The organism is Streptomyces sp. NPDC002076 (genome assembly GCF_053593835.1).
This window is the reverse complement of sequence record NZ_JBSFDI010000011.1, coordinates 93,254-117,585: the sequence shown is the minus strand read 5'-3', so window position 1 is coordinate 117,585 and position 24,332 is coordinate 93,254. Positions and strand designations below refer to the sequence as shown.

General features: G+C 71.8%; 20 protein-coding genes and 3 pseudogenes. 13 read left to right on the top strand and 10 right to left on the bottom strand.

Annotation, left to right across the window (positions count from 1 at the left end):
* Positions 1 to 25 precede the first annotated feature (25 nt).
* Together ACWCQS_RS23770 and ACWCQS_RS23765 are read left to right on the top strand one after the other, a co-directional pair.
* Positions 26 to 2,539 (top strand): DEAD/DEAH box helicase, encoded by a 2,514-nt coding sequence (locus tag ACWCQS_RS23770; protein WP_451006297.1) that lies wholly within the window; start codon positions 26 to 28, stop codon positions 2,537 to 2,539.
* Positions 2,540 to 2,579: 40 nt separating this feature from the next.
* The gene (locus ACWCQS_RS23765) at positions 2,580 to 3,446 is read left to right on the top strand and encodes an acyl-CoA thioesterase (RefSeq protein ID WP_451006296.1); all 867 of its coding nucleotides are present in this window, start codon (positions 2,580 to 2,582) and stop codon (positions 3,444 to 3,446) included.
* 338 nt (positions 3,447 to 3,784) lie between these two features.
* Here the strand turns inward: ACWCQS_RS23765 and ACWCQS_RS23760 are convergent.
* Together ACWCQS_RS23760 and ACWCQS_RS23755 are read right to left on the bottom strand one after the other, a co-directional pair.
* Positions 3,785 to 4,666, bottom strand: a pseudogene (locus ACWCQS_RS23760) (DUF6397 family protein); the annotation flags it as partial.
* A gap of 136 nt (positions 4,667 to 4,802) precedes the next feature.
* On the bottom strand, positions 4,803 to 5,216 hold the full coding sequence (locus ACWCQS_RS23755) for a roadblock/LC7 domain-containing protein (RefSeq protein ID WP_388632932.1): 414 nt from the start codon (positions 5,214 to 5,216) through the stop codon (positions 4,803 to 4,805).
* Between the two features lie 92 nt (positions 5,217 to 5,308).
* Between ACWCQS_RS23755 and ACWCQS_RS23750 the strand changes: the two genes are divergently transcribed.
* A complete protein-coding gene (locus ACWCQS_RS23750; protein WP_388632929.1) occupies positions 5,309 to 5,737 on the top strand; it encodes a PPOX class F420-dependent oxidoreductase in 429 nt (142 codons plus the stop codon).
* Between the two features lie 9 nt (positions 5,738 to 5,746).
* On the opposite strand, the gene ACWCQS_RS23745 is transcribed toward ACWCQS_RS23750, so the two are convergent.
* From ACWCQS_RS23745 to ACWCQS_RS23725, 5 genes are all read right to left on the bottom strand, one after another.
* Positions 5,747 to 6,349, bottom strand: a complete 603-nt coding sequence (locus tag ACWCQS_RS23745; protein WP_451006455.1) for a GTP-binding protein — start codon at positions 6,347 to 6,349, stop codon at positions 5,747 to 5,749.
* Between the two features lie 197 nt (positions 6,350 to 6,546).
* Entirely contained in the window at positions 6,547 to 6,957 is a 411-nt protein-coding gene (locus tag ACWCQS_RS23740) for a DUF742 domain-containing protein (RefSeq protein ID WP_351804524.1), read from the bottom strand.
* Between the two features lie 19 nt (positions 6,958 to 6,976).
* Positions 6,977 to 7,414: a roadblock/LC7 domain-containing protein gene (locus tag ACWCQS_RS23735; protein ID WP_451006295.1), complete on the bottom strand. Its 438-nt coding sequence runs from the start codon at positions 7,412 to 7,414 to the stop codon at positions 6,977 to 6,979.
* On the bottom strand, positions 7,411 to 9,951 hold the full coding sequence (locus ACWCQS_RS23730; protein ID WP_451006294.1) for a sensor histidine kinase: 2,541 nt from the start codon (positions 9,949 to 9,951) through the stop codon (positions 7,411 to 7,413). Before ACWCQS_RS23730 ends, ACWCQS_RS23735 begins: the two co-directional genes overlap by 4 nt.
* Positions 9,952 to 9,998: 47 nt before the next feature.
* On the bottom strand, positions 9,999 to 10,772 hold the full coding sequence (locus ACWCQS_RS23725; protein WP_388632921.1) for an MHYT domain-containing protein: 774 nt from the start codon (positions 10,770 to 10,772) through the stop codon (positions 9,999 to 10,001).
* A gap of 151 nt (positions 10,773 to 10,923) precedes the next feature.
* On the opposite strand from ACWCQS_RS23725, the gene ACWCQS_RS23720 reads away from it, so the two are divergent.
* Positions 10,924 to 11,529 (top strand): class I SAM-dependent methyltransferase, encoded by a 606-nt coding sequence (locus ACWCQS_RS23720; protein ID WP_451006293.1) that lies wholly within the window; start codon positions 10,924 to 10,926, stop codon positions 11,527 to 11,529.
* A gap of 138 nt (positions 11,530 to 11,667) precedes the next feature.
* A pseudogene (locus ACWCQS_RS23715) lies at positions 11,668 to 11,808 on the top strand (PadR family transcriptional regulator); the annotation flags it as partial.
* Here the strand turns inward: ACWCQS_RS23715 and ACWCQS_RS23710 are convergent.
* Positions 11,800 to 12,705, bottom strand: a complete 906-nt coding sequence (locus ACWCQS_RS23710; protein ID WP_451006292.1) for an oxygenase MpaB family protein — start codon at positions 12,703 to 12,705, stop codon at positions 11,800 to 11,802. The pseudogene ACWCQS_RS23715 and the gene ACWCQS_RS23710 overlap by 9 nt on opposite strands.
* A 98-nt stretch (positions 12,706 to 12,803) precedes the next feature.
* On the opposite strand from ACWCQS_RS23710, the gene ACWCQS_RS23705 reads away from it, so the two are divergent.
* Both ACWCQS_RS23705 and ACWCQS_RS23700 read left to right on the top strand, forming a co-directional pair.
* Positions 12,804 to 13,100 (top strand): hypothetical protein, encoded by a 297-nt coding sequence (locus ACWCQS_RS23705; protein WP_451006291.1) that lies wholly within the window; start codon positions 12,804 to 12,806, stop codon positions 13,098 to 13,100.
* A 141-nt stretch (positions 13,101 to 13,241) separates the two neighbouring features.
* Entirely contained in the window at positions 13,242 to 14,117 is an 876-nt protein-coding gene (locus tag ACWCQS_RS23700) for a hypothetical protein (protein WP_451006290.1), read from the top strand.
* A 608-nt stretch (positions 14,118 to 14,725) separates the two neighbouring features.
* Here ACWCQS_RS23700 and ACWCQS_RS23695 read toward each other — a convergent pair.
* On the bottom strand, positions 14,726 to 14,908 hold the full coding sequence (locus ACWCQS_RS23695; RefSeq protein ID WP_031226809.1) for a hypothetical protein: 183 nt from the start codon (positions 14,906 to 14,908) through the stop codon (positions 14,726 to 14,728).
* 498 nt (positions 14,909 to 15,406) lie between these two features.
* Between ACWCQS_RS23695 and ACWCQS_RS23690 the strand changes: the two genes are divergently transcribed.
* Complete coding sequence (locus tag ACWCQS_RS23690; RefSeq protein ID WP_451006289.1) at positions 15,407 to 15,886, top strand: hypothetical protein; 480 nt, start codon at positions 15,407 to 15,409, stop codon at positions 15,884 to 15,886.
* Positions 15,887 to 16,015: 129 nt separating this feature from the next.
* Entirely contained in the window at positions 16,016 to 17,356 is a 1,341-nt protein-coding gene (locus ACWCQS_RS23685; RefSeq protein WP_451006288.1) for an esterase-like activity of phytase family protein, read from the top strand.
* A gap of 82 nt (positions 17,357 to 17,438) precedes the next feature.
* Here ACWCQS_RS23685 and xylA read toward each other — a convergent pair whose 3' ends face one another.
* Complete coding sequence (gene xylA / locus ACWCQS_RS23680; protein ID WP_451006287.1) at positions 17,439 to 18,605, bottom strand: xylose isomerase; 1,167 nt, start codon at positions 18,603 to 18,605, stop codon at positions 17,439 to 17,441.
* Between the two features lie 153 nt (positions 18,606 to 18,758).
* On the opposite strand from xylA, the gene xylB reads away from it, so the two are divergent.
* From xylB to ACWCQS_RS23660, 4 genes and pseudogenes are all read left to right on the top strand, one after another.
* The gene (gene xylB / locus ACWCQS_RS23675) at positions 18,759 to 20,213 is read left to right on the top strand and encodes a xylulokinase (protein ID WP_451006286.1); all 1,455 of its coding nucleotides are present in this window, start codon (positions 18,759 to 18,761) and stop codon (positions 20,211 to 20,213) included.
* A gap of 34 nt (positions 20,214 to 20,247) precedes the next feature.
* Positions 20,248 to 21,456 (top strand): ROK family protein, encoded by a 1,209-nt coding sequence (locus ACWCQS_RS23670; protein WP_451006285.1) that lies wholly within the window; start codon positions 20,248 to 20,250, stop codon positions 21,454 to 21,456.
* A gap of 269 nt (positions 21,457 to 21,725) precedes the next feature.
* Entirely contained in the window at positions 21,726 to 23,210 is a 1,485-nt protein-coding gene (locus ACWCQS_RS23665) for an APC family permease (RefSeq protein ID WP_451006284.1), read from the top strand.
* 89 nt (positions 23,211 to 23,299) lie between these two features.
* Positions 23,300 to 24,312: pseudogene (locus ACWCQS_RS23660) on the top strand (acetamidase/formamidase family protein).
* Positions 24,313 to 24,332: the final 20 nt, after the last annotated feature.

The following is a 24,332-nucleotide window of genomic DNA, read 5'->3' as shown; positions in this document are numbered from 1 at the left end:
GGTGGAGGCCAGGCAAGATGGGTGCGTGACCCTCATCGATCAGCTGCCGCCGACCGCCGACCCCGACGCCCTGTACGAAGCCTTCGAGTCGTGGGCGCAGGAGCGCGGCCTCACCCTCTACCCGCACCAGGAGGAGGCGCTGATCGAGGTGGTCTCCGGGGCGAACGTGATCGTCTCGACGCCCACCGGCTCCGGCAAGAGCATGATCGCCGCGGGCGCGCACTTCGCCGCGCTGGCCCGGGACGAGGTCACCTTCTACACCGCCCCGATCAAGGCGCTGGTGTCGGAGAAGTTCTTCGAGCTGTGCAAGCTGTTCGGCACCGAGAACGTCGGCATGCTCACCGGCGACGCCTCCGTGAACGCCGACGCGCCCGTGATCTGCTGCACCGCCGAGGTCCTGGCGTCGATCGCGCTGCGCGACGGCAAGGACGCGGACGTCGGTCAGGTGGTCATGGACGAGTTCCACTTCTACGCCGAGGGCGACCGCGGCTGGGCCTGGCAGATCCCGCTGCTGGAGCTTCCTCAAGCGCAGTTCATCCTGATGTCGGCCACTTTGGGTGATGTGTCCTTCTTTGAGAAGGACCTCACGCGCCGCACCGGCCGTCCCACATCGGTGGTCCGCTCGGCAACCCGGCCGGTGCCCCTCTCCTACGAGTACAAGCTCACCCCGCTCACCGAGACGCTCACCGATCTGCTGGAGTCCAAGCAGGCCCCGGTGTACATCGTGCACTTCACGCAGGCGCAGGCCGTGGAGCGGGCGCAGGCGCTGATGAGCATCAACATGTGCTCGCGCGAGGAGAAGGACCAGATCGCCGAGCTGATCGGCAACTTCCGGTTCACCACCAAGTTCGGCCGCAACCTCTCCCGTTACGTACGGCACGGGATCGGCGTCCACCACGCCGGCATGCTGCCCAAGTACCGGCGCCTGGTGGAGAAGCTCGCCCAGGCGGGCCTGCTCAAGGTCATCTGCGGCACGGACACGCTCGGCGTGGGCGTCAACGTGCCCATCCGCACAGTGCTGTTCACGGCTCTCACCAAGTACGACGGCAGCCGGGTGCGCACGCTGCGGGCCCGGGAGTTCCACCAGATCGCGGGCCGGGCCGGCCGGGCCGGCTTCGACACGGCGGGGCTGGTCGTGGCGCAGGCGCCGGAGCACGTCATCGAGAACGAGAAGGCGCTGGCGAAGGCGGGCGACGACCCGAAGAAGCGGCGCAAGGTGGTGCGCAAGAAGGCACCGGAGGGTTTTGTCGGCTGGACGGACAACACGTTCCAGAAGCTGATCGAGTCGGAACCGGAGCCGCTGACCTCGCGTTTCCGGGTGACGCACACGATGCTGCTGTCGGTGATCGCCCGCCCGGGCAACGCGTTCGAGGCGATGCGCCATCTCCTGGAGGACAACCACGAGCCGCGCAGGCAGCAGTTGAGGCACATCCGACGGGCGATCGCGATCTACCGGTCGCTGCTCGACGGCGGAATCGTGGAGAAGCTGGACAAGCCCGACGCCGAGGGCCGGATCGTCCGGCTCACGGTCGACCTGCAGCAGGACTTCGCGCTCAACCAGCCGCTGTCCACGTTCGCGCTCGCCGCGTTCGAACTCCTCGACCCCGAGTCGCCGTCCTACGCCCTCGACATGGTCTCCGTCGTCGAGTCCACCCTCGACGACCCGCGACAGATCCTTGTCGCCCAGCAGAACAAGGCGCGCGGCGAGGCCGTCGCCGCGATGAAGGCGGACGGCGTCGAGTACGAGGAGCGCATGGAGCGCCTCCAGGACATCACGTACCCGAAGCCGCTGGAGGAGCTGCTCTTCCACGCGTACAACACCTACCGCAAGAGCCACCCCTGGGTCGGCGACCACCCGCTGTCGCCGAAGTCGGTCATCCGGGACATGTACGAACGAGCGCTGTCCTTCACGGAGTTGGTGTCCTTCTACGAGCTGGCCCGCACGGAGGGCATCGTGCTGCGCTACCTGGCCAGCGCCTACAAGACCCTCGACCACACCATCCCGGACGACCTCAAGTCCGAGGACCTGCAGGATCTGATCGAGTGGCTCGGCGAAATGGTGCGCCAGGTGGACTCCAGCCTGCTGGACGAATGGGAGCAGCTGGCGAACCCGGAGGAGATGACCGCCGAGGAGGCCCAGGAAAAGGCCGACGAGGTCAAGCCGGTCACCACCAACGCGCGCGCCTTCCGCGTCCTCGTCCGCAACGCCATGTTCCGTCGCGTGGAGCTGGCCGCCCTCGACCAGGTCGAGGAGCTCGGCGAGATGGACGCCGACGCCGGATGGGACGCCGACGCCTGGGGCGAGGCGATGGACAAGTACTGGGACGAGTACGACGACCTCGGCACCGGTCCCGACGCCCGTGGCCCCAAGCTGCTGGTCATCAACGAGGAGCCGGCGAACGGCATCTGGCGCGTCCGCCAGATCTTCGACGACCCGAACGGCGACCACGACTGGGGCATCAGCGCCGAGGTCGATCTCGCGGCCTCGGACGCCGAGGGCCGTGCGATCGTCCGCGTCACCGACGTGGGCCAGCTGTGAGCGGTTTTCGACCAGTTGTGAGCCAAGGAGAATTCCACCGATGACGAACCCGGCCGAGCGACTGGTCGACCTGCTCGACCTGGAGCAGATCGAGGTCAACATCTTCCGTGGCCGAAGCCCCCAGGAGTCGCTCCAGCGGGTATTCGGCGGCCAGGTGGCGGGCCAGGCACTGGTCGCCGCCGGCCGCACCACGGACGGCGACCGCCCGGTGCACTCGCTGCACGCGTACTTCCTGCGCCCGGGCCGCCCCGGCGTGCCCATCGTGTACCAGGTGGAACGGGTGCGCGACGGCCTGTCGTTCACCACGCGCCGGGTCACGGCCGTGCAGCAGGGCCGCACGATCTTCAATCTGACCGCCTCCTTTCACAAGCCCGAGGAAGGACCGTTCGAGCACCAGCTGCCGCCGGCCCGTGAGGTGCCGGACCCGGAATCGCTGCCGACGGTCTCCGAGGAGATTCGCAAGCACCTGGGCGCGCTGCCGGAGCAGTTGGAGCGGATGGCGCGCCGCCAGCCCTTCGACATCCGCTATGTCGACCGGCTGCGCTGGAACGCCGAGGAAACCAAGGGGGCCGAGCCGCGCAGTGCCGTGTGGATGCGCGCGGTCGGACCGCTCGGTGACGACCCGCTGGTGCACACGTGCGCGCTGACCTACGCCAGTGACATGACCCTCCTGGACGCGGTGCGCATCCCCGTCGAACCGCTGTGGGGAGCGCGGAGCTTCGACATGGCCTCGCTGGATCACGCCATGTGGTTCCACCGGCCGTTCCGCGCGGACGAGTGGTTCCTGTACGACCAGGAGTCGCCGATCGCCACCGGCGGCCGGGGCCTGGCCCGCGGGCGCATCTACGACCTGCAGGGGCGTCTGCTCGTCTCGGTCGTCCAGGAGGGCCTGTTCAGGTCCCTCTAGCGAGCCGACGGCGGGGCCGGCGGCCGGGTGGTTCAGACCCGCGCGGGCCGATGGCTTCTGCGCCGCAGCCAGGCACGCAGGCCACGGTCGGTCCGCGTCCCGGACTGCTCGGCCGGGCGGTGTCCCCGGTGGGCCGACGACGGCGCGACCGCCGGCACCGTCGGCGGCCCGTGCCATTCGAAGGCTCGGGCCACGGGCTGGTCCTTCGACTCAGGCGCCCCCGGCAGCGGTCCACCGCTCGCCCCGGACGCCACTGTCACCGGCCCGCCCTCCGGCTCGGGCGATCCCAGCAGCGACTGCCGGGACACCCGGGCCACGGCCGGCACCGCCCCGGTCTCCGACGGCACTGCCGGCTCCGTGGGCCGTGTGACCGTGCGGGCCGTGGGCGGGACGGGCCGTGCGACTGCTCGCATGCTCGGTGCGGCGCACCGGGCGGCCGGGCGCGGGGCCGGTGAGAGGGCGCGCGCCTCCTGGAGCACCTGGACCAGTTCGCTGCGGAGCCACTCGATCTCGTCCGCGTCCTGCGCGGTGGCGATCCGCTCGGCGAGGTGCGTGGCAGGCGATCCCGGAATGCCCTGACCGGGCGGCGCGGGCCGGAACCGATGCAGATGGGCGCGGTCGTACGGATCCTTGACGAGATCGGCGATCTCGATGGGCGGGAGGAAGGCCGCCACGGCACCGGCCCGAATCCACGGATCCTCTGCCTGCCGCAGCAGGAACCCGAGGTGGCGTCCCCGCCAGTTGCGGGCGCGCAGGTCCACCCCGGCCTCCAGCTGGCCCCGCAGGCTCTCGGGCGTCCGCCCCTTGAGCAGGTGGGCGTTCTCGGTGCCCGAGATGAAGTGCCGCAGGTCTTCGGCCAGATACAGCCAGACCACGGCTCGGTACCGGTTCAAATACCACTTCACCGGCACGAGCAGGCCCAGTCGGGCGAGGCGGGTGAAGCGCCCGGCCGGGATCTTCATGAGCGCGGCGCCCCCGGTGGTGCCCACCACCCGCACGCGCTCGTGGAGAGTGTCCGGGTAGCCCTGCTGTGCGCGGAGGCGGTCGATCTCCGCGCGCTCCACCCTGCGACCTCCTCCCCCGCCTTCGTCGGGCACGCTCCGGATGAGGCCGAGGTGCACGGCGAGGTCGAACTCGCCTCGTTTGAGGCCCAGTTCCCGCGCGGCGTGGCTCGGGGTGCAGATGGTGGGCCGGGGCGGGCTGAAGGTGCTTGCCGACATGGTCGAACTCCCCCGTGGAGTCGGGGCTCACGCCCTGTGCGTTCGCCGTGCACACACCGTAGCCAATTCGGTCCAGGACGTGGTGACCCTGTGGATAACTACGCGACAACTACGCGACGCGAGGAGAAACCGCTGGTCAGGCGTCAGCGAGGGGGGTGCGCTCCGGTTGCCGGGCGTCGACGCCGAGGTGCTCGCCGACGCGATTGACGAGCAGGGTCATCTCGTAGGCGATCTGGCCGATGTCGGCCTCCGCGCCGCTGAGCACGCACAGGCAGCTGCCGGTGCCTGCCGCGGTCACGAACAGCACCGCGTCGTCGTACTCGATCATGGTCTGGCGTACCCTGCCGGCGCCGAAGTGGCGTCCCGATCCCTTGGCGAGGCTGTGCAACCCGGATGCCACGGCGGCCAGATGCTCGGCGTCCTCACGGCGTAGACCCGTGCTCGCGCCCGTGACCAGCCCGTCGTTCGACAGGACCAGCGCGTGCCGCACGTCGTCCACGCGCTCGGTCAGATCGTCCAGGAGCCAGCCGAGTCCCTGGTTCTGCGCCATCTCCGTCTCCCCGCGTGATGTCTCCCCCCTGGCTGGAGGAACTCCCCGCCAGCCTTCCCCACGTCCGGCGTCCGGGCAAGCAGGATGGGCGCATGGCACAGAAGATGACCGACGAGGAATGGCGGGCGTTCGTCTCGCAGGGCACCCGGACCGGCAAGCTGTCCACCGTTCGCGCCGATGGGAGCCCTCATGTGGCCCCCATCTGGTTTCTGCTGGACGGGGACGAACTGGTCTTCAACACGGGCAAGGACACGGTGAAGGGGCGCAATCTCGCCCAGGACGGGCGGGTCGCCCTGTGTGTGGACGATGATCGGCCGCCGTTCCACTTCGTGGTGCTCAACGGCCGGGCACGGCTGTCGGAGAACCTGGACGAGCTGCGTCACTGGGCCACCCGGATCGCCGCCCGGTACATGGGTGAGGACCGCGCCGAGGAGTACGGCGCCCGCAACGGTGTTCCGGGCGAGCTGCTGGTCCGGGTTCCGGTCGACCAAGTGGTGGCCGTGAAGGATGTGGCGGCCTGAGCAGCGGGGTCAGCCGACCGAGTCCAGGAGCCGGGCGGTGTGCATCCGCCCGGCGTACTCGACGAGCCGGATCAGGACTTCCTTGCCGGAGTCCCGGTCGCGGGCGTCGCACAGCACCACCGGGGTACCGCGGTCGAGGTCGAGGGCCCGTGAGACGTCGTGGGCGCCGTAGGTGCGGGCGCCCGTGAAGCAGTTGACGGCCACCACGAACGGGATGCGCCGGTGCTCGAAGTAGTCGACCGCGGGGAAGCAGTCCTCCAGGCGCCGGGTGTCCGCGAGGACGACGGCACCGAGCGCACCCTGGGACAACTCGTCCCAGAGGAACCAGAAGCGGTCCTGTCCCGGTGTGCCGAAGAGGTAGAGGGACAGGCCGGAGCGGATGGTGATGCGGCCGAAGTCCATGGCGACGGTGGTGGTGACCTTCTGGTCCACGCCGTCGGTGTCGTCCACCAGCTGCCCTGCCTCGCTGAGGAGTTCCTCGGTGCGCAGCGGCCGGATCTCGCTGACGGCCCCGACCAGGGTCGTCTTGCCGACGCCGAACCCACCGGCGACCAGTATCTTCAGCGCCAGGGCGGCGGTGTCGCCGACGGCTTCGGAGTGCTCGGTGACCATCATCACTTCTCTCGGGAGGGCCGGCTGCGGTCGGCGTCCGTCTGCTGCGGGCGCGAAGGCAGCATGATGACAACGGAGCGGCACCTCCGGGCTCTTGGACCGGAATGCACCTGATGTGACTGACCTGCGTCCGGTCTGAGGCGGAACGCGTACGGATCGGGGCGCTGCGTGGCGCACGGCGGCTTCGGAACGTTCATCTACAGCGCTCGCAGTCCCGCGATGACCTCGCGCAGAATCCGCTCATCGGGCAGGTGGGCCGGCGGCACGGGACGGCTGATGACCACGCAGCCGAGTTCCAGGAGGTCGCCGAGGAGCACCCTGACGACGCCGACGGGAAGGTCGGCGTCCGCCGCGAGTTCGGCGACGGACTGTGTCTCCGTGCGGCACAGCTCGATCAGGGTCCGGTGCTCGGGGCCGAGCGCGGCGTCCTCGAGCGCCGGTGCCGCGGGGTCGAGGGTGACAAGGGCGATCAGGTCGAAGCGCACCCCGGTGGGACCCGGCTGGGTGCGCCCGCCCGTCATCGCGTACGGGCGCACGAGTGGTCCGGCCTCGCCGTCGTACCACTGGCTGCCCGGCTCCCACGGACCGGCGCTCTGGTTCTCGGTCATCTGTGCCGCCTGTTCCCGGTCATCCGGCTGCGGGCGGCTGTGCGGCGACACGCGGGGGCGTGTACAGGTGCTCGCCGACCCGTTTGACCAGGCGCGCCATCTCGTAGGCGACCAATCCGATGTCGGCGGTGACGGCGGTGAGCACCGCGAGGCAAGAGCCGTCACCGGCGGCGGCCACGAAGAGGAAAGCGTCGTCCATCTCGACCATGGTCTGCCGCACGCCGCCCGCTCCGAAGTGCCGTCCCGCGCCCTTGGCGAGGCTGTTGAACCCGGAGGCCACGGCGGCGAGGTGCTCGGCGTCCTCCCGCGCGAGGCCAGTGGAGGCGCCGACGGCCAGCCCGTCGTTGGAGAGCACGACAGCGTGCCGTACCTCGCTCACGCGCATCACCAAGTCGTCGAGCAACCAGTCCAGTTCGCCGGAGCGCTGGCCGGCACTCGTGTTCGGGTCCTGGATCATGCCGGGTCTCCTTCGCTGCTGTCACTGCCCGTTTCGGGTTCCGGGGCGGCGCCGCGCCCGGGCTGTCTGCCGCCGCCGCGCGTCCATCCGTCGCGGTAGGCGGCCATGCGGTCCCGCACCAGTTCGGGGGTGCGCCGTTCGTCGCCGTGCCGTGGGGTGTCCCGCGTCGGCGCTTCGGGGCGCTGCTGCCGGAGCTGGGGTGCGAGGCTCGCCTGGCGCACACGGCGTGGGAGGTTGTCGGAGCTCTCGGAGTCGTTCGGCGGTCGGTGCAGCCTCAAGGCGGTGACTCCGGGGGGTGGGGTTTCGTCTCCGGATCCGTGCGGGGTCGGCTCGTCGGCGGCGCCGTGCGGGCCGGGAGCGGTGGCCGCGAGGGCGGGCCGGTCCGACCGTGCGGCGACGGCCGCCTGGTGCGGACTTGTGCCGGGCACGCGCGCGTACTCGGGTTCCGGTGCCTGACGGGACTGCTCACCTTGGTGGGAGAGACGTTCCGCCGCGCCGCCGTGCAGCAGGGCGGTGGGCAGCAGGACAACCGCGGTGGTGCCTCCGTAGGGGGAGGTCCGCAGATGCACCTTCACGTCGTGCCGGGAGGCGAGCCGGCTGACCACGAACAGTCCGAGCCGGTCGCTGTCGAACAGGTCGAGGGCCTCGGACTGTTCGATGCGCCGGTTGGCCTCCGCGAGGGTCTCGGCGCCCATGCCGAGTCCCCGGTCCTCGATCTCCAGGGCGTAGCCGTTGCCGACGGGTTCGCCGGTCACGCGCACGCGCGTGTGGGGCGGGGAGAACTGGGCGGCGTTCTCGACGAGTTCGGCGAGCAGGTGGGTGAGGTCGGCGACGGCGGTGCCGATGACACGGGCTTCGGGGAGCTGACGCACCTCCACGCGCGCGTAGTCCTCGACTTCCGACACGGCGGCCCGTACGACGTTGGTCAGGGACACCGGCATGCGCCAGGCCCGGCCGGGTGCGGCGCCGGAGAGGATGATCAGGCTCTCGGCGTGCCGCCGCATGCGTGTGGTGAGGTGGTCCAGGCGGAACAGGTCGCTCAGTTCGTTGGGATCGTCCGAGCGGCGCTCCATGCTGTCCAGGAGGCTGAGCTGGCGGTGGACCAGTACCTGGCTGCGGCGGGCCAGGTTGACGAAGACGCCGGAGATGCCGCTGGCGAGTTCGGCCCGTTCCACGGCGGCGCGCAGGGCGGCGCGGTGGACGGTGGTCAGCGCTTCCGAGACCTGCGCCGTCTCGTCCTCGGCGGGTGGTCCGGCGGGCGCCTCCGCCTGGATGTCGATCTCCTCGCCCGCGCGCAGTCTGCGCATCGCCTCAGGGAGTTTGCGGCGGGCGATCTCCAGGGCGTCGTTGCGCAGGCTCACGAGTTCGACCACGAGACCGCGTCCGATGCGGACGGAGATGACGAGCGAGGCGACGACCGCGGCCAGGCCGAGGAGCACGGCCGCGCCGGCGGGGCTGAGCAGGCCGCGTGTGAACGGGTCGGCCCGGCCCGCGACGGCCCGGCCGGTGTCCGCCGCTATGCCCTGCATGCCGTCCTGCACGCGCGCGTGGGCGGCGTTCCAGGCGGCCTGCGTGGCCCCGTCGGCCGGCTTGCCACCGGGCCCGGCTGTGATGATCTTGTCCTCGGTGGCACCGAGAGCGGTGTAGACGTCGCTGTCGGCCAGCTCCTGCCAGGCGGCGCGCTGGGCGGCGGGCAGATCGGCGACCGCGGCCTCGGTGAGGGTACGACGCCCGGCGACGGCGGCACCGAACAGCCGCAGCCACTCGCCCTGCAGTGGCCCGGCGGTGCGTGCGCTGCCGAGCAGGGTGTCCTCCTGGGCCAGTGCCTCGGCGGCCCGGCTGAATTCGAGCAGCACGCGCGCGTCCGAGCCGACGTCATCCCGCTGGATGCCGGTGAGGGCACCGTCCACGGCGAAGGCCGCGCCAATGGTCTTCGTGTACTGCGCGTACACCCTGTCCCAGCCGGTCTTGCGGTCGAGTACGGCCGTGCGCAGGGCGCTCAGGTGCTCGGCACCGGTGACGAAGGCGCCGAGGCGCGCGGAGACACCGGCCGGCAGTTCCTCGCTGTCGGCGACGGTGTTGTTGTCGCCGAGCCGCAGTTCGGCCACCGCCCGGTCGGTGCGGGCGGCCAGGCTTCGCAGGTCGGTGCCGTCACCCGGGCCCGGCGCGGTGGCGTAGCGCACGGCTGCGGTGCGCTCGGCCTGGAGGGCGGAGACGGCCGCGGCCAAGGGGCTGCGCAGTTCGGCGTCGACCCGCTGGGACTGCCGTAGCCGGGCCACGTCCTGGGCGGTGGTGACGGTGGCGTACGCCCACAGGGCGAGGAGGGAGACGACCGGCACCATCAGCAGGCTGACCACCTTGGCGCGCACGGTGCGGGGGCGCAGATGCCGGCGGTTGCCACGCGTGCGTGCCTTGGCCGGTGGGGCGCCGAGCGGGCGGTCGGCCTCATCGGCGGCGGGCGGTCCGGCGTGTGCGCGGCGGCCGCGCGGCGGATGCGCTGGAGTGCCGGCTTTCGGGGTGGTACGGGGTGGGCGCATGGCCTCCTCGCTCGGAACGTGGGTCGGGGCGCTCGGGCCGGGTCCCGCTAGCGGGCGATGCTCTCGACGGGCCGCTGAGCGGAGGCGGACGCCTCTCGCTCGTCGGCCGTGGGCGAGAGGGCGACGAAGGCCGCGGTGATGAACAGGTAGGACCCGAGGCCGACGGCGAGGGGGAAGATGAACTGCATCGCCGTGGCCCCGGGCAGGGTCTCGCCGGAGGGAGTCACATGCACGCTCACCGCGAACATCCCGGTGAAATGCATGCTGCTGACGGCCGCTCCCATGACGAGGGAGGCGACGGTGACCGCGAGGGGCGACTTGATGTTGAGCCCGGCCCACAGGGCCGCGGTCGCCGCCACGACGGCGATCAGCACCGACACTCCGACGAGGAGGGGGTCGTACCTGATGTCGCCGTGCAGCCGGACCGCCGCCATGCCCAGGTAGTGCATGCTGGCGACGCCCACCCCGGTGGTGAGGCCGCCGAGCAGGAGCGCCCGCGTGCGGTCGCGGCTGTAGCCGACGGCGAAGACGCCGGCGCAGACGACGACCATGGCGACGAGGAGACTGAGGATGGTCAGCGGCACGTTGTAGCGGATGTCGGTGCCGCTGACGCGGAAGCCGAGCATGGCCACGAAGTGCATCGTCCAGATGCCGGTCCCGATGGCGGAGGCCGCGGTCACGAGCCAGTTGCGGCGCGAGCGGCCGGTGGTGGCGAGCGCGCGCACGGTGCAGCGCAGTCCGAGCGCGGCGCCCACGCAGGCCATGACGTACGACAGCACGGGGGTCAGCCAGCCGAAGGCGGCGTGGTCCAGGTGTCCCATGGCCAAGGGACGCTAGGGGGGCACGGGCGCACAAAGGGGGCGCATTTCGAAAGCTGTTGGAATATGACACACAGATGCGACGGAACGATCGGGTCCGGCCCGAACATGTGCGCCTAGGTATCCCCCCTGGCAGTGAGGAATCATGCGGAACATGAGCGACGACCACACACACGTTCAGGATTTCTTCACCGCCCGTGCGGCTGACTGGGACAGCAGGTTCCCCGATGACGGTCCCGCCTACGCGGCCGCTGTGTCCGATCTCGGACTGCGGCCGGGCGACCGGGTGTTGGACGCCGGCTGCGGCACGGGGCGCGCCCTGCCGCCGCTGCGGGCCGCCGTGGGACCCTCCGGTGTGGTGCTGGGTGCCGATCTGACGCCGGCGATGCTCGAGGCCGCGATGCGGGCGGGCCGCGACCGGAACGGGCACCTGCTGCTCGCGGACGTCGCCGCGCTGCCGCTGCGGTCCGGGGCGCTGGACGCCGTGTTCGCGGCCGGCCTGATCGCCCATCTGCCGCGCCCGGAGGAGAACCTGCGGGAGCTCGTCCGCGTGGTGCGGCCCGGCGGCGTGCTCGCGCTGTTCCATCCCATCGGTCGCGCGGCTCTGGCGGCACGCCAGGGCCGGCGGATCACACCCGACGACCTGCGCGCCGAGACCAACCTCGGTCCGCTGCTGGCCCGATCGGGGTGGAACATGACGTCGTACGTCGACGAGGACGCCCGTTTCCTCGCGCTCGCGGTGCGGCGGCGCGTGGACTGAACGTTCTGTCGCTGAAGGGTGTATCTGCACGGGATCGGCTCGATGTCCGCCGTCCAGCACGCGCACATCGCCGCCTGTGCCGAACTCGTCCGGGCTCCGTGGCCGCGCCGCGCCACGCGCTGAGGCTGACCGAGGAGGGCGGGCTTCTTCCACGACGGCGACCGGCCGCTGCGCGCCGAGGAACTGGACGACCCGTTCCGGCGGGGTCGCCTCACCATCGCGCGTGCCACGAGCCGGGCCGAACCGGCCTGGCTGCGCGACACCCTTGCCTCACTCGACGACGTCGGCCGCAGAGGGGTCGCGGTGCCGCACCGGGCAGCCGCGCAGCCCGGGAACCGGGTGGGTGCCCAGGTCCGCCGGCCGGTAGCCGTCCGGGTAGCCCTTGATCTCCCGGTTCTGGCGGGCGAAGTGCGGGTCACGGCGCGGCGGCAGCAGCCGGACGAACCGGCCACGCGCGCGGACGGCCCGACGCACGAACGCCGAGGTGGCCGCGCCGGGCGGGGTGTAATCGAAGGCGCGCAGCAGCGGCTCGTCGAGCAGCGCGAGCGTCGCGGTGCGCAGCAATGGCGCCAGAGCCCGGGGATACCAGGACGCCATCAGGTCGAGTGTGGCGTCGGAGACCCGCCGGGACTGCTCGTCCCAGCCGAAGTGTTCCTCCTCGTACGCGTCGAGGAGTGCCTCGAACTCCTCGTACGTCTCGGGGATGCCGGGAATTCCCATGTGCCGGCCCAGGGTGCGGTAGTACTCGGTGGCGGCGACGATCTCGTGCCGCGACAGCCGCCGCCAGCCGTAGGCGTCGATCCAGCGCCTCGGCATCACGACGAAGGTGCTCAGTACGTACCGCATGTCGTCGTCGCTGATGTCGTAGCTGCGGTGCATCTGATTGATGCGGCGGATCGCGGTACGGCCCTCCTCAGTGGCGAAACCGTGCTCGACGACGGTGTCGAGGAGCAGCACGGTGTCGTCGTACCGCTTCTGCGGGCGCTCGGTCAGCTCCGCCGTCCGCGCGAGCAGCCGTCCGATGCTCGGCACGGCGTACGTGCGGTACAGGGCGAGCTCCAGGGCGCGGGTGTAGTCCCAGGGGAACTCGAACGCCACACTGAGCCGGTAGATCTCAAGTGCGTCCGTCACCGGGTCCAGCCGACGGATCTGGCCGAGCCGCTCGAAACGCTTCATCGCGTCGTCCCCCTTCTGCCGCAGAAAGTCCAACTCTACGTTGAAAGGGAGCAGATGAACGATCGACGATGACCCCGTTCGGGGGGAGGGTGGTCCGCGTGTTCGGTCCGATACGCAAGTACGCCGCCAGACTCCGCACCTCCACGTACCCGCAGCCGACAGGCGCTCGGGAGGGACGCGCGCACAACTTGTTCGAAGCGGCGGCCACGTACGTCGTGGCGCGTGCGGAGGACGATCAGGACCGGATCGAGGAGGCGGCGGCCTGGGTGTCGCCGGAGGCGCTGTCGTTCGGGGTGAGCGAACTCGCCTGCCGCGCCGTCCTCGCGTTGGCCCGGGACCGCGACGAGTCGCCCGCGGCGGTGGCACGTGATCTCCTCGGGCTGCGCACGGGCTGAGCGGAAGCTCCCCGTGCGCCGTGGTCGTTTCGCCCCCGTCCAGGCGGAAACCTGCAGGTCCGCGTGGTGTGAGCAGTCGTGACAAGCGGCTTCCGCTCGCACTAGGGTGCGCGCCGTTGGACGAACCACTGGGAGGCAGGGATGGCCGGAACCGACGAGGAGGCCGTCGCCGCCGGAGACGATGCGCTGTACGTGCTGACGGCAGTGCTGCTGACGCCGGCGCAGTTTCCGAGCGTGCTGGGCGACGACTATCCGGAGGCGTGTGCGGCGCTGGGACTCGCCCCCCTCGCCGACGGGTACGGCCTGGTGCTGGGCCAGGACGGCGACGGTGCGCGCTGGACGGTCGTGATCGACGACGTCTCGCTGGTCGCCGTGGCGATCGCGTCCTGGGACTGCGGTATGGAGTACGAGCTGTCCCCGGACGAGCGCGCGGTCGTGGCCGCTCTGCCGGGCTGGCCGCTGGCGGTCGCCGTCGCGGCTCCCGGTGTCCCCGCCCCGCACGACCCCGATCCCGAGGTGGCGAACCGGCCCGCGCTGAGCCCGCCGGACACCAGCACCTGGGGACCGGCCCAGCGCCGCCTGGGCGCCGACGAGATAGCCCTGCAGTGGGCGTCGTGGCGGGATCAGATCAATGACGAGGAATTCTCCATGCCGGACGGGCAGGCGGAGCCGGCCGGGCGGGAGAAGCCCGGCGAGCCGAAGGCCGAGGAGTTGTCGCCGGAGGGCGGCCAGGGCGTGCCGCAGGGCGGCCACCGGGGAATCAGGCGCGTGCTCGCGGAGGCTCGCGCCTACGTCGAGTCGCCGCCGCCGCTCGGCCGGGTGCGCTCGTCGTTCGCGCCCGGTGACGCCCGTACGCTGCGCGCGGACGGCCCGGGCTGGTCGATCGTGGCCCGCACCGACGACATCGCCTTCGTCCTGCTCGACGACGAGCCCGGCGAGGTCCTACCCGTGGGCCGGGGCCCCGAGCTGCCCGGCCTGCTGGAGGCACTCGACAAGATGGCCGTACGGCCCATCTGAGGCCGGACGGCGGCGGGACCGGCACGGCGGGAGCCGGAGCGCCCCTACGACCCACCACCTGACGGCCGAGGCCTCCTCACGGCCTGCCGCCTGCCGCGCATACGGTCGCCGCTCGAAGTGCCACAAGCGGCGGCAAGCGCACCATCCGGGGCCGGACGACCGCAGGCCCGCCGCCGCCCGAGGCTCGACGACCGCGCGGCCCGGGCGGCGACCGGAGGCCGGACCACCACCGCACGACCCCGACGACCGCACCGCCCACGCGACCCGGCGGGACCACGACCGCACCACCCACGCCAGGACCCGAGCCCGGACGATCACCGCGGCCCCGCCGGGCGCATGGCCAAGCCGACGCGCGGACCTGAGGCGGCCGAGAACGCCGCCCACCCCGCCGTGTTCCGCGACGGCCGTGCGGCCAGTGCTGAACCCTGGTGGCCGCGCGCTGCGAGCCCCCGGGCACGTACCCAGCGCTGCCCCGGGGGCCGGGCGCGCCCCGAGGCCGTCCGGCTCCCGCAGTCAGCTCTGCTCGCCTCCTGACGGCCTCCGTGGGCGGGAAGCCGGCGGCTCAGGCATTCCAGCAACCGGCTCTGTCCGCGGAGCGGGCGGTCCCGTCAGCGGCCGAGTTCCTTGCGTGTGACCCTGCGGAGCCTGCGCCGCTGTGACGGGTCCAGCGCCAGATACGCGGCCACCGGCACCCCGACCACGATCAGGAACGCCACCCACCAGGGCAGCCAGATCAGCAGGATCAGACCGACCGCCACACCCCCGACGGCGATCTTCGCGTTGTTGGACATGAGCGTCGCCTCCTTCGCGGCCACTGCCGCTCTCTGCTCTGAAAACGGCCCCCCGCTCGCCGCGGTTCCAGAACTCGCCCCTGAGACATCCCTGAGCCCCACCCCTAGTGGATGAGGTTCGCCGCCGTCGTGAACCGATGCGCGGCCTCGCGCGCACCGGACAGGACCGTGACAGCACTCCCTGCCCCATCGTGCTCCTGAGCGGAGGAGTTCCCAGCATGTCGTGCCCGTGAGTGCCACGATCGCCGGCCACCGCTCGAACAGATTGTGAAGTGGCCCGGATCATCACGCCAGTATGCCGGGGCGTCCTTCGGCGTGCTGTACGGCGGAGGCGTGGGCGGCCGGCGACATCCTGCCTCCGTTGCCCGAGCTGCCGGGTCTCCCGCAGACGCCGGGACGCCGCCGTCCCTCGCCGCCGGGACGGCACCGGCGCCCGGCGTCGACTCGCTGGCGCTGGAGAACCTCGAGGGCCGCACCGCGGTGGAGGCCTACCGGCTCATGGCGGAGGTCCTCCGCTCGGATCCTTGGGACGGCACTGCTCTGACGTCCGGCGAGGACGCCGTGCGGCTCGCGTGCGAAGCGCCCTCCGGGGCCGTCACCGAGCGGCTCGCGGAGAGGTCGGGCCGCGGTCGCGAGGGGCTGGCGACGGCTGTCCGCGCCTGGCGTGCCGGGGGTGTGGCGGCGCTGACCGTGCTCGACGAGGAGTGGCAGGTGGAGGTCGTGTTGCTCGCACGCGCGTGTGCGTCGCTCGAAGCTGCCGGGGAGGAGGACGAGCGGCCGGCGTTCGACGCACACGGCAATCGGCGGACGGTTCCGGGCGAAGGGGTCCGGCTACGCCTCGGCCGGGACGGCCGCTGGTGGCCGTGTCGCGACGAAGCCGGTCAGTGGGTTCCTGCGGGCGGGCCGGACGGTGATCCGGCGACGGCACTGGCGGCGGCACGGCTCGGCGCCGAATCGGAGGATTCATACGCTTCCTGACACACCGTCATCACAAACCACCGTGTTCCGATGAGCGGCCGACGCCGGCCGTTCACTCCGCGGTCGTACGGCGTTCCTCATGGGGCCCAACTCTGGCCGCTGTCAATGAAGTTGTTCCCAGGAGGCCCGATGTCCTCGCATGATGCCGGCCGACGCCGCGTCCACCGTTCTGTCGCCATGGGCCTGCCCCTGGCCCTGACGGCCGCTCTCGTGGCCGCGGGAACGGCCACGGCTGCGCCGTCCCGCGACGCCCGCGTCATCCGCACCGCGACGCTCGGCGAGATCCCGCTCGGCGCGTTCAGCAACGCACTGCTTCCCGGCAGCGTCGACGACGATCACGGGGTGAAGCTCGGCGGCATCGGCAGTGACATCTATCCGGCGGGGCGCAAGGGCGAGTACTGGACGGTGACCGACCGCGGGCCCAACGGGCAGATCAAGGTGGACGGCAAGAAGCGCCGCACCTTCCCGGTGCCGGGATTCGACCCCGCGATCGTGAAGATCCGGGTCTGCGGAGACACGGTCCAGGTCGTGGACGCGATCCCGCTGACCACCTCATCCGGGAAGGCCGTCACCGGGCTGCCCGATCAGCAGGGCCGCGACGAGGCGCCGTACACCTACGACGCGAAGACGCCGCTCTCGTACAACCCGAACGGGCTCGACACCGAGGGCATCGTGCGCGCCCCCGACGGGACGTTCTGGCTCGTCGACGAGTACGGCCCCTCGCTGATCCACGTCTCCGCGCGCGGGGAGGTGCTCACCCGGTACGTACCCAAGGGGCTCGGCCTGACGGGCGCCGACTACCCGGTGGTGGAGGCGCTGCCGTCGATCTTCCTGCACCGCAAGATCAACCGGGGGTTCGAGGGGCTGGCGCAGCTTCCCGACGGTGATCTGGTAATGGCCCTGCAGAGCCCGCTGTCGCTGCCGGACGCGGACGCCGGGGACGCCTCGCGCACCACGCGGCTGTTGCGCTTCTCGCCGCGCGAGAAGGCCGTCACCGCCGAGTACGCCTACCGGTTCGACCCGGTGAACGTGCTCGACCCGAGCGAGGACGACACCTCCGAACTGAAGATCTCCTCCATAGTCGCCGTGGGCGGTGACCGGCTGATCATCGAGGAGCGCACGGACAAGGCGGCCCGGCTGCAACTCGTCCGGCTGGGGCGCAAGTCGAGCATTCTCGGCGGACCCTGGGACGCCGACACGACCTCGCCGTCACTGGAGCAGCTGGGCGATCCGGCGGCTGAGGGTGTGCCGGTGCTGGACAAGCGGCTCGTGGTCGACCTGAACAAGGTCGACGGCGTGCAGCGGAAGATCGAGGGCATCGCGCGCGTGGACCACGACACGCTCGCCCTGATCAACGACAACGACTTCGGGATGACCGACGGCCCAGGCGCTTTCGACGCGCAAGGCCGACTGGTCGACAGCGGGATCAAGACGAGCGTCGTGTACGTCCGGCTGCCCGAGACACTGTGAGGTTCCCCGACCGGACAGTCCGGAAAGTGGACTGACGGCGGGCCGGGGTGCGGCACGTACCGCACCCCGGCCTTTCGCGCGTTCAGCCTCGCGCGCCCAGCAGGTGGTCCATCGCGAGCTGGTCGAGCCGCTCGAACGCCATGCCGCGCGCGGCAGCGGCCTCGACGTCGAAGTCCTCGAAGGCCGAACTGTCCGCGAGCAGCGCCTCCAGGCCGTCGGCCGCGGTCGGCTGGGCCAGCTGGTCCAGCCGCGAGGCACGCAGCGCCTCCTGGACCTCCGGGTCGGCGCGGAAGGCCGCGGCGCGCTCCTTGAGGATGAGGTAGTTGCGCATGCAGCCGGCCGCCGAGGCCCACACCCCGTCGAGGTCCTCGGTCCGCGGGGGCTTGAAGTCGAAGTGCCGCGGGCCGTCGTAGCCGGCGCTCTCCAGCAGGTCGACCAGCCAGAACGCCGCCCGCAGGTCACCGGCACCGAACCGCAGGTCCTGGTCGTACTTGATGCCGGACTGGCCGTTGAGGTCGATGTGGAACAGCTTGCCCGCCCACAACGCCTGCGCGATGCCGTGCGGGAAGTTCAGGCCCGCCATCTGCTCATGGCCCACCTCGGGGTTGACGCCGTACAGTTCGGGGCGCTCCAGGCGCTCGATGAAGGCGAGCGCGTGGCCGACGGTGGGAAGCAGGATGTCGCCGCGCGGCTCGTTCGGCTTCGGCTCGATCGCGAACTTCAGGTCGTAACCCTGCGCGGTGACGTACTCGCCGAGCAGATCGAAGGCCTCCTTCATCCGGTCCAGCGCTGCGCGCACGTCCTTGGCGGCGCCCGATTCGGCTCCCTCGCGGCCGCCCCAGGCGACGTACGTCTTCGCACCGAGCTCGACGGCGAGGTCGATGTTGCGGATGGTCTTGCGCAGTGCGTAGCGGCGCACGTCGCGGTCGTTGGCGGTGAACGCGCCGTCCTTGAACACGGGGTGCGTGAACAGGTTGGTGGTGGCCATCGGCACGGTCATGCCTGAGGCGTCCAGGGCCTGGCGGAACCGTTTGATGTGCGACTCGCGCTCGGTCTCCGACGACCCGAACGGGATCAGGTCGTCGTCGTGGAAGGTCACCCCGTAAGCACCCAGCTCGGCCAGGCGCTGCACCGTCTCGACCGGGTCCAGGGCGCGGCGGGTGGCGTCGCCGAACGGATCCCTTCCCTGCCAGCCGACGGTCCACAGGCCGAAGGTGAACCTGTCCTCGGGGGTGGGCTGGTAGCTCATGCCGCGGCTCCTTGCTGCGTTGCGACTATTTCGTCATGGCCGTTTACAAATTAGTATGCGCTCGCGCCTCTGGGAAGAGACAAGATGTCTTTGTCCCGCAGAGTCGCGGAAAGTCACGGAAATCGCGGAACGTCGCGGAAAAGGGAGAGCCCGATGTCAGCAGCCGAGGGTCCGCTCGTCGTCGGCGTGGACACATCCACCCAGTCCACGAAGGCACTGGTCGTCGACGCGGCCACCGGCCAGGTGGTGGCGAGCGGCCAGGCACCGCACACCGTGTCCGCCGGCGCGGGCCGCGAGAGCGACCCGCGTCAGTGGTGGGATGCGCTGTGCGAGGCATTGCGCCAGTGCGGTGACGCGGCGCACGAGGCGGCCGCAGTGTCCATCGGCGGCCAGCAGCACGGCCTGGTCACCCTGGACGAGCGGGGCGAGCCGGTGCGTCCGGCGCTGCTGTGGAACGACGTCCGCTCGGCGCCGCAGGCCCGCCGGCTGGTGGAGGAACTGGGCGGTCCGAAGGCCTGGGCGGAACGCACGGGCAGCGTGCCCGGGGCGTCCTTCACGGTCACCAAGTGGGCATGGCTGGCCGAGCACGAGCCGGAGTCGGTCCGCGCGACCAGGGCAGTGCGGCTCCCCCACGACTACCTCACCGAGCGCCTGACCGGGCAGGGCACCACTGACCGCGGCGACGCGTCCGGCACCGGCTGGTGGGCGTCCGGCACGGAGGCGTACGACGCGGAGACCCTGGCGCACGTCGGTCTCGACCCGGCGCTGCTGCCCCGGGTGGTGCGGCCGGGCGAGGTCGCCGGCACCGTACGGGACAGCCATGACCTGCCGTTCTCCAAGGGCACGCTGGTCGCCCCGGGAACCGGCGACAACGCGGCTGCGGCGCTCGGTCTCGGCCTGCGGCCCGGTACCCCGGTGCTCAGCCTCGGCACGTCCGGCACGGTGTACGCCGTCTCCCGGCACCGTCCGGCCGATCCGACCGGCACGGTGGCGGGGTTCGCCGACGCGCACGGGGACTGGCTGCCCCTGGCCTGCACCCTGAACTGCACGCTCGCCGTGGACCGCGTCGCGACGCTGCTAGGCCTGGACCGCGAGGCCGTGGCGCCCGGCGGCGCCGTGACCCTGCTGCCGTACCTGGACGGCGAGCGCACCCCCAACCTGCCGAACGCCTCCGGCCTGCTGCACGGCCTGCGCCACGACACGACCGCCGGGCAGCTGCTGCAGGCCGCGTACGACGGCGCCGTGCACGCGCTGCTCGGGGCGCTCGACCTGGTCCTGGACGAGGACGCGGACCGCAGCACCCCGCTGCTGCTGATCGGTGGCGGTGCACGCGGGCGGGCCTGGCAGCAGACGGTACGGCGACTGTCCGGGCGGCCGGTCCAGGTCCCCGAGGCCCGGGAACTGGTCGCCCTCGGGGCCGCGGCACAGGCCGCCGGCCTGCTGACCGGCGAGGACCCTGGCGCCGTGGCCCGCCGTTGGAACACGGCCGCAGGACCGGTGCTGGACGCCGTGGAGCGGGACCAGGAGACGCTGGAGCGGATCACCGGGGTACTCTCCGACGCGGCCCCGCTGCTGGAGCGGGGGACCAAGACCACGCCGCAGGCATGAGCCGGGCGGCAGACACCGAGGACTGAGTTCAGGCATGACCGCACCCCTGCACGAGGCCCGTCCGCCGGGCGCCGGCCGCGTCCTGCCGGACACCCAGCAGGGCATGCGCCGGCGCAACCTGGCCCGTGTGATGCACGCCGTCAGTGCGGAGGGTTCGCTGTCGCGGGCCGCGGTCGCCTCGCGCATCGGGCTGACGCGGGCGGCCGTGTCGACGCTGGTGGACGAGCTGATCCGGTGGGGTCTGCTGGAGGAACTGGGTCCGGAGCGGCCGGGCCGGGTGGGCCGGCCCGGGTCGGCGCTCGCGGTGAGCGGCCGCGGTCCGGCCGGGATCGGGGCCGAGATCGGCGTCGATCACCTCGCGGTGTGCGCGGTCGATCTGCGCGGGGCGGTCCGGGCGCGGGCCCTGCGGCACGGCGCGAACCGGGGCCGGGCGCCCGGACCGGTGGTCGAGGAACTGACCGAGTTGGTGCACCGGGTCATCGCCGAGGCGGAACGGGAGGCCCTCTGGCCCGCCGGGCTCGCGGTCGCCGTACCCGGACTCGTGGCACGGGACGGCCGTACCGTCGTACGTGCCCCGAACCTCGACTGGCACGACGCCGACCTCGGCGCCCTGCTGCCCGAGATATGGCCGCTGGCCGTGGACAACGAGGCCAACTTCGGTGCGCTCGCCGAGTTGTGGCTCGGCGACGGCACCCCGCGTGACTTCCTGCACGTGTCGGCCGAGATCGGCATCGGCGCCGCGGTCGTCGTGGACGGCGGACTGCTGCGCGGCACCCGCGGCTTCGCGGGCGAGCTGGGTCATGTACCGGTACGGCCGGACGGGCCGCCCTGTCCGTGCGGCGGCCGGGGCTGCCTGGAGCAGTACGCGGGCGAGGAGGCGGTGCGGCGCGCTGCGGGGCTGGAGCCGCGCGAGGACCTGGTGGGCCTGCTCGCGGGGCGCGCCGAGCAGGGCGACGCCGGCGTACGGGCGGCCCTGCGGGAGGCCGGTACGGCGCTCGGTATCGCCCTCACCGGGGCGGTCAACCTCCTCGACCCCGAGACGGTGGTCCTGGGCGGTGCTCTGGCCGGCCTCTCCCCCTGGCTGCTGCCGTCCCTGGAGACGGAGCTGACGAGCCGCACGGCAGGCCCGCCCTGCCCGGTGGCGGTCTCCCGGCTGGGCCCCGAGGGCCCCCTGCTGGGGGCGGCGCACTCGGTCGTCCGGGCTGTGCTGGACGATCCGGCGGTGGTCGCGGAACGTCTCTGACGGCCCGGACCGACGCCGGGGGCTCCCACGCCGCCCGGAATCGGGGCGTCGCGGCTGCCGGTGTTCACTCGCTCGGGTGGCGGGGTTTTCCACAAGTGGAGGCCTCTCCACGGATGTGGTGTGCGCTCTTCTGCCCAACCCGCCCGCGCCGTACCGTGATTCACGCGAGGCACAGCCGACGGCTCGTCAGGTCGTCGGCGTGCCGAACGGTTCACGGTATTTCACACACGTTCGGGTGACAGTGGGCTGACAGGCATCGGGGGACACACATGCACGAGGAGAGGACCGGGGCGCTGCGGCGCGACGCCGTCGGGCTGCGCGAGGTGCTGTTCCAGAGCGTCACGGCGATGGCGCCGGCGGCCGCCGTCGCCGCGTCGATCCCGGCCGGTGCCGCCTTCGCGGGCGGCAGCCTGCCGCTGGCGGTGCTGATCGCCCTGGTGGCCTGTCTGTTCACCGCGTCGTGCGTGGCCGAGCTCGCCCGGGAGCTGCCGGCCGCGGGCTCGGTGTCCACCTATGCGGCGCGGGGGCTGCACCCCGCGGTCGGGTTTCTCGTCGGCTGGGGTTACGTCTTCGTGGAGATGCTGGTGCCCACGCTGCTGCTGCTCCAACTGGGCTTCACGGCGGCGGGCACGCTGCACGAGGAATGGTCCTCGTATCCGGCGGACCTGTGGTGGCCGTGGTCCCTGGCGGGCGCCGGCATCATCGCCGTCGCCGGTTACCTGGGCGTCCGGGCCTCGGCCCGCTTCGGCACCGCCCTCGGCGTCTTCGAGATCCTCGTCTTCCTGGTGTTCGCGGTCCTGCTCATCGGCAAGGCGGGCGACGCCAACACCCTGTCGGTGTTCGGCACTTCGCACACCGCCGACGGTTACGCGGGGATCAGTGGGGTGTTCGCCGGGTCCGTGTACACGGTGCTGGCGTTCGCGGGGTTCGAGGCGGCGGCGCCGCTCGCCGAGGAGACACGCGATCCCCGGCGGACGATGCACCGCGCGGTCCTCGGAGCGGCCCTGGGCATCGGCCTGTTCTATGTGATCACGACCTATGCGATGACCGTCTACTTCGGCCCGGACCGCTTCGCGAAGTTCGGCGCCTCCGGCGCGGCCTCCTGGGACGGTGTCGCCCGGGCCTCCTTCGGCCTCTTCTGGGTGCTGGTCTTCCTGGCGGTGATCAACTCCACGATCGCCAACGCCAACGCGTGCGCCAACGTGTCGACCCGTACGGCGTTCGCCCTGGCCCGTATCCGGGTCCTGCCCCGTCTGCTCGCCACGCTCCACCCCCGGCGCCGCTCCCCCGTGGCCGGGATCGCACTGCAGGCCCTCGTGGCGGTCGGGGCGGTCCTGGGACTCGGTTTCGGCTACGACCCCGTGACCGCGTTCCTGTTGCTCGCCACAGTGATCGTCACGGTCGTCGTCGGTGTGTACATCGTCGTGAACCTCTCCTGCACCGGCTACTTCCTGCGGGCCGGCCGGGCCGCTCTCAAGCCGGTACGGCATCTGCTGTTCCCGGTGCTCGGCATCACGGCCTTCGTCCCCGCGCTGCTGACGGCCGCAGGCCTCCCGGTCTTCGACTTCGTCACCGAACTGACGGCCCCGGTGTCCTACGCCGGCCCGATCGTCGGCGTCTGGATGGTGGCCGGAGTGGTGGTGCTGCTCCTGCTGATACGGCGGCACCCAGAGCGCATAGCCGAGACCGCTCGGGTGCACCTCGACACGTACGACACGGCCGGTCCCCGGCAGAACGGGACCGTACCCCGCTGACCCGCCGGTGCCGTACGCAGAGCCACCCCGTCGGCCTGCGCAAGCCCCCTTCCCCACGAACGCTCCCGTCAGAAGGGACCACCTCCACGATGGCCGACCCCCGGATCCTCACCGTGCGCCCGGAACCGGACGACTACCCTGGACGTTCGGCGGCGCACCGCCCGTGGCGCGGATCGCGCCCGGCACGGTTCTCGACCTGTACACGGAGGACTGCTTCGCCGGCCGGGTGCGCTCCGAGAAGGATCTCGTCTCCGAGGTCTGCGAGTTCCCGTTCCTGAATCCGCAGACCGGCCCCTTCCATATCGAGGGCGCCGAGCCCGGCGACACGGTGGCCGTGCACTTCGTGTCGATCGAACCGGCCCGCGACTGGGCGGCGTCGACGACGGTCCCGCTCTTCGGCGCGCTCACCTCCACGCACACCACTGCAACCCTGCAGCCCCCACTGCCGGAACGCGTCTGGATCTGGCAGCTGGACCGGGCGCGGCGCACCGCCCTCTTCCAGGCGCAGGACAGCGACATCGAGGTGGCGCTGCCCATGGACCCCATGCACGGCACGGTGGGCGTGGCCCCCGCCAATCTCGAGGTGCGCTCGGCCCTGGTGCCGGACGCGCACGGCGGGAACATGGACACACCTGAGATGCGGGCAGGCGTCACCTGCTACCTGGGCGTCAACGTCGAGGGTGCCCTGCTCAGCCTCGGCGACGGGCACGCCCGGCAGGGCGAGGGCGAGACCTGCGGCGTGGCCGTGGAGTGCGCGATGAACACCGTGGTGGTCGTCGAACTTCTCAAGGATGTCGCCACGCCGTGGCCCCGGCTGGAGTCGGACACCCACATCATCTCGACCGGCTCGGCCCGCCCGCTGGAGGACGCGTTCCGGATATCGCAGCTGGACCTGGTGCAGTGGCTGGCCCGTGACTACGGGTTCAGTGAGCCGGACGCGTACCAATTCGCAACCCAGGCGGTCGAATCCCCGTTGGCCAACGTGTGCGACACGAACTACACGTGCGTGGCCAAGCTCCGCAAGGAATGGCTGCCGGCCCGCGAGACATACCGGGGCGTGCACGCGCGCCTGCGAGAAACCGCGCGGACCCTGCGCGGCTGACAGCGACCACGTCCCCGAAG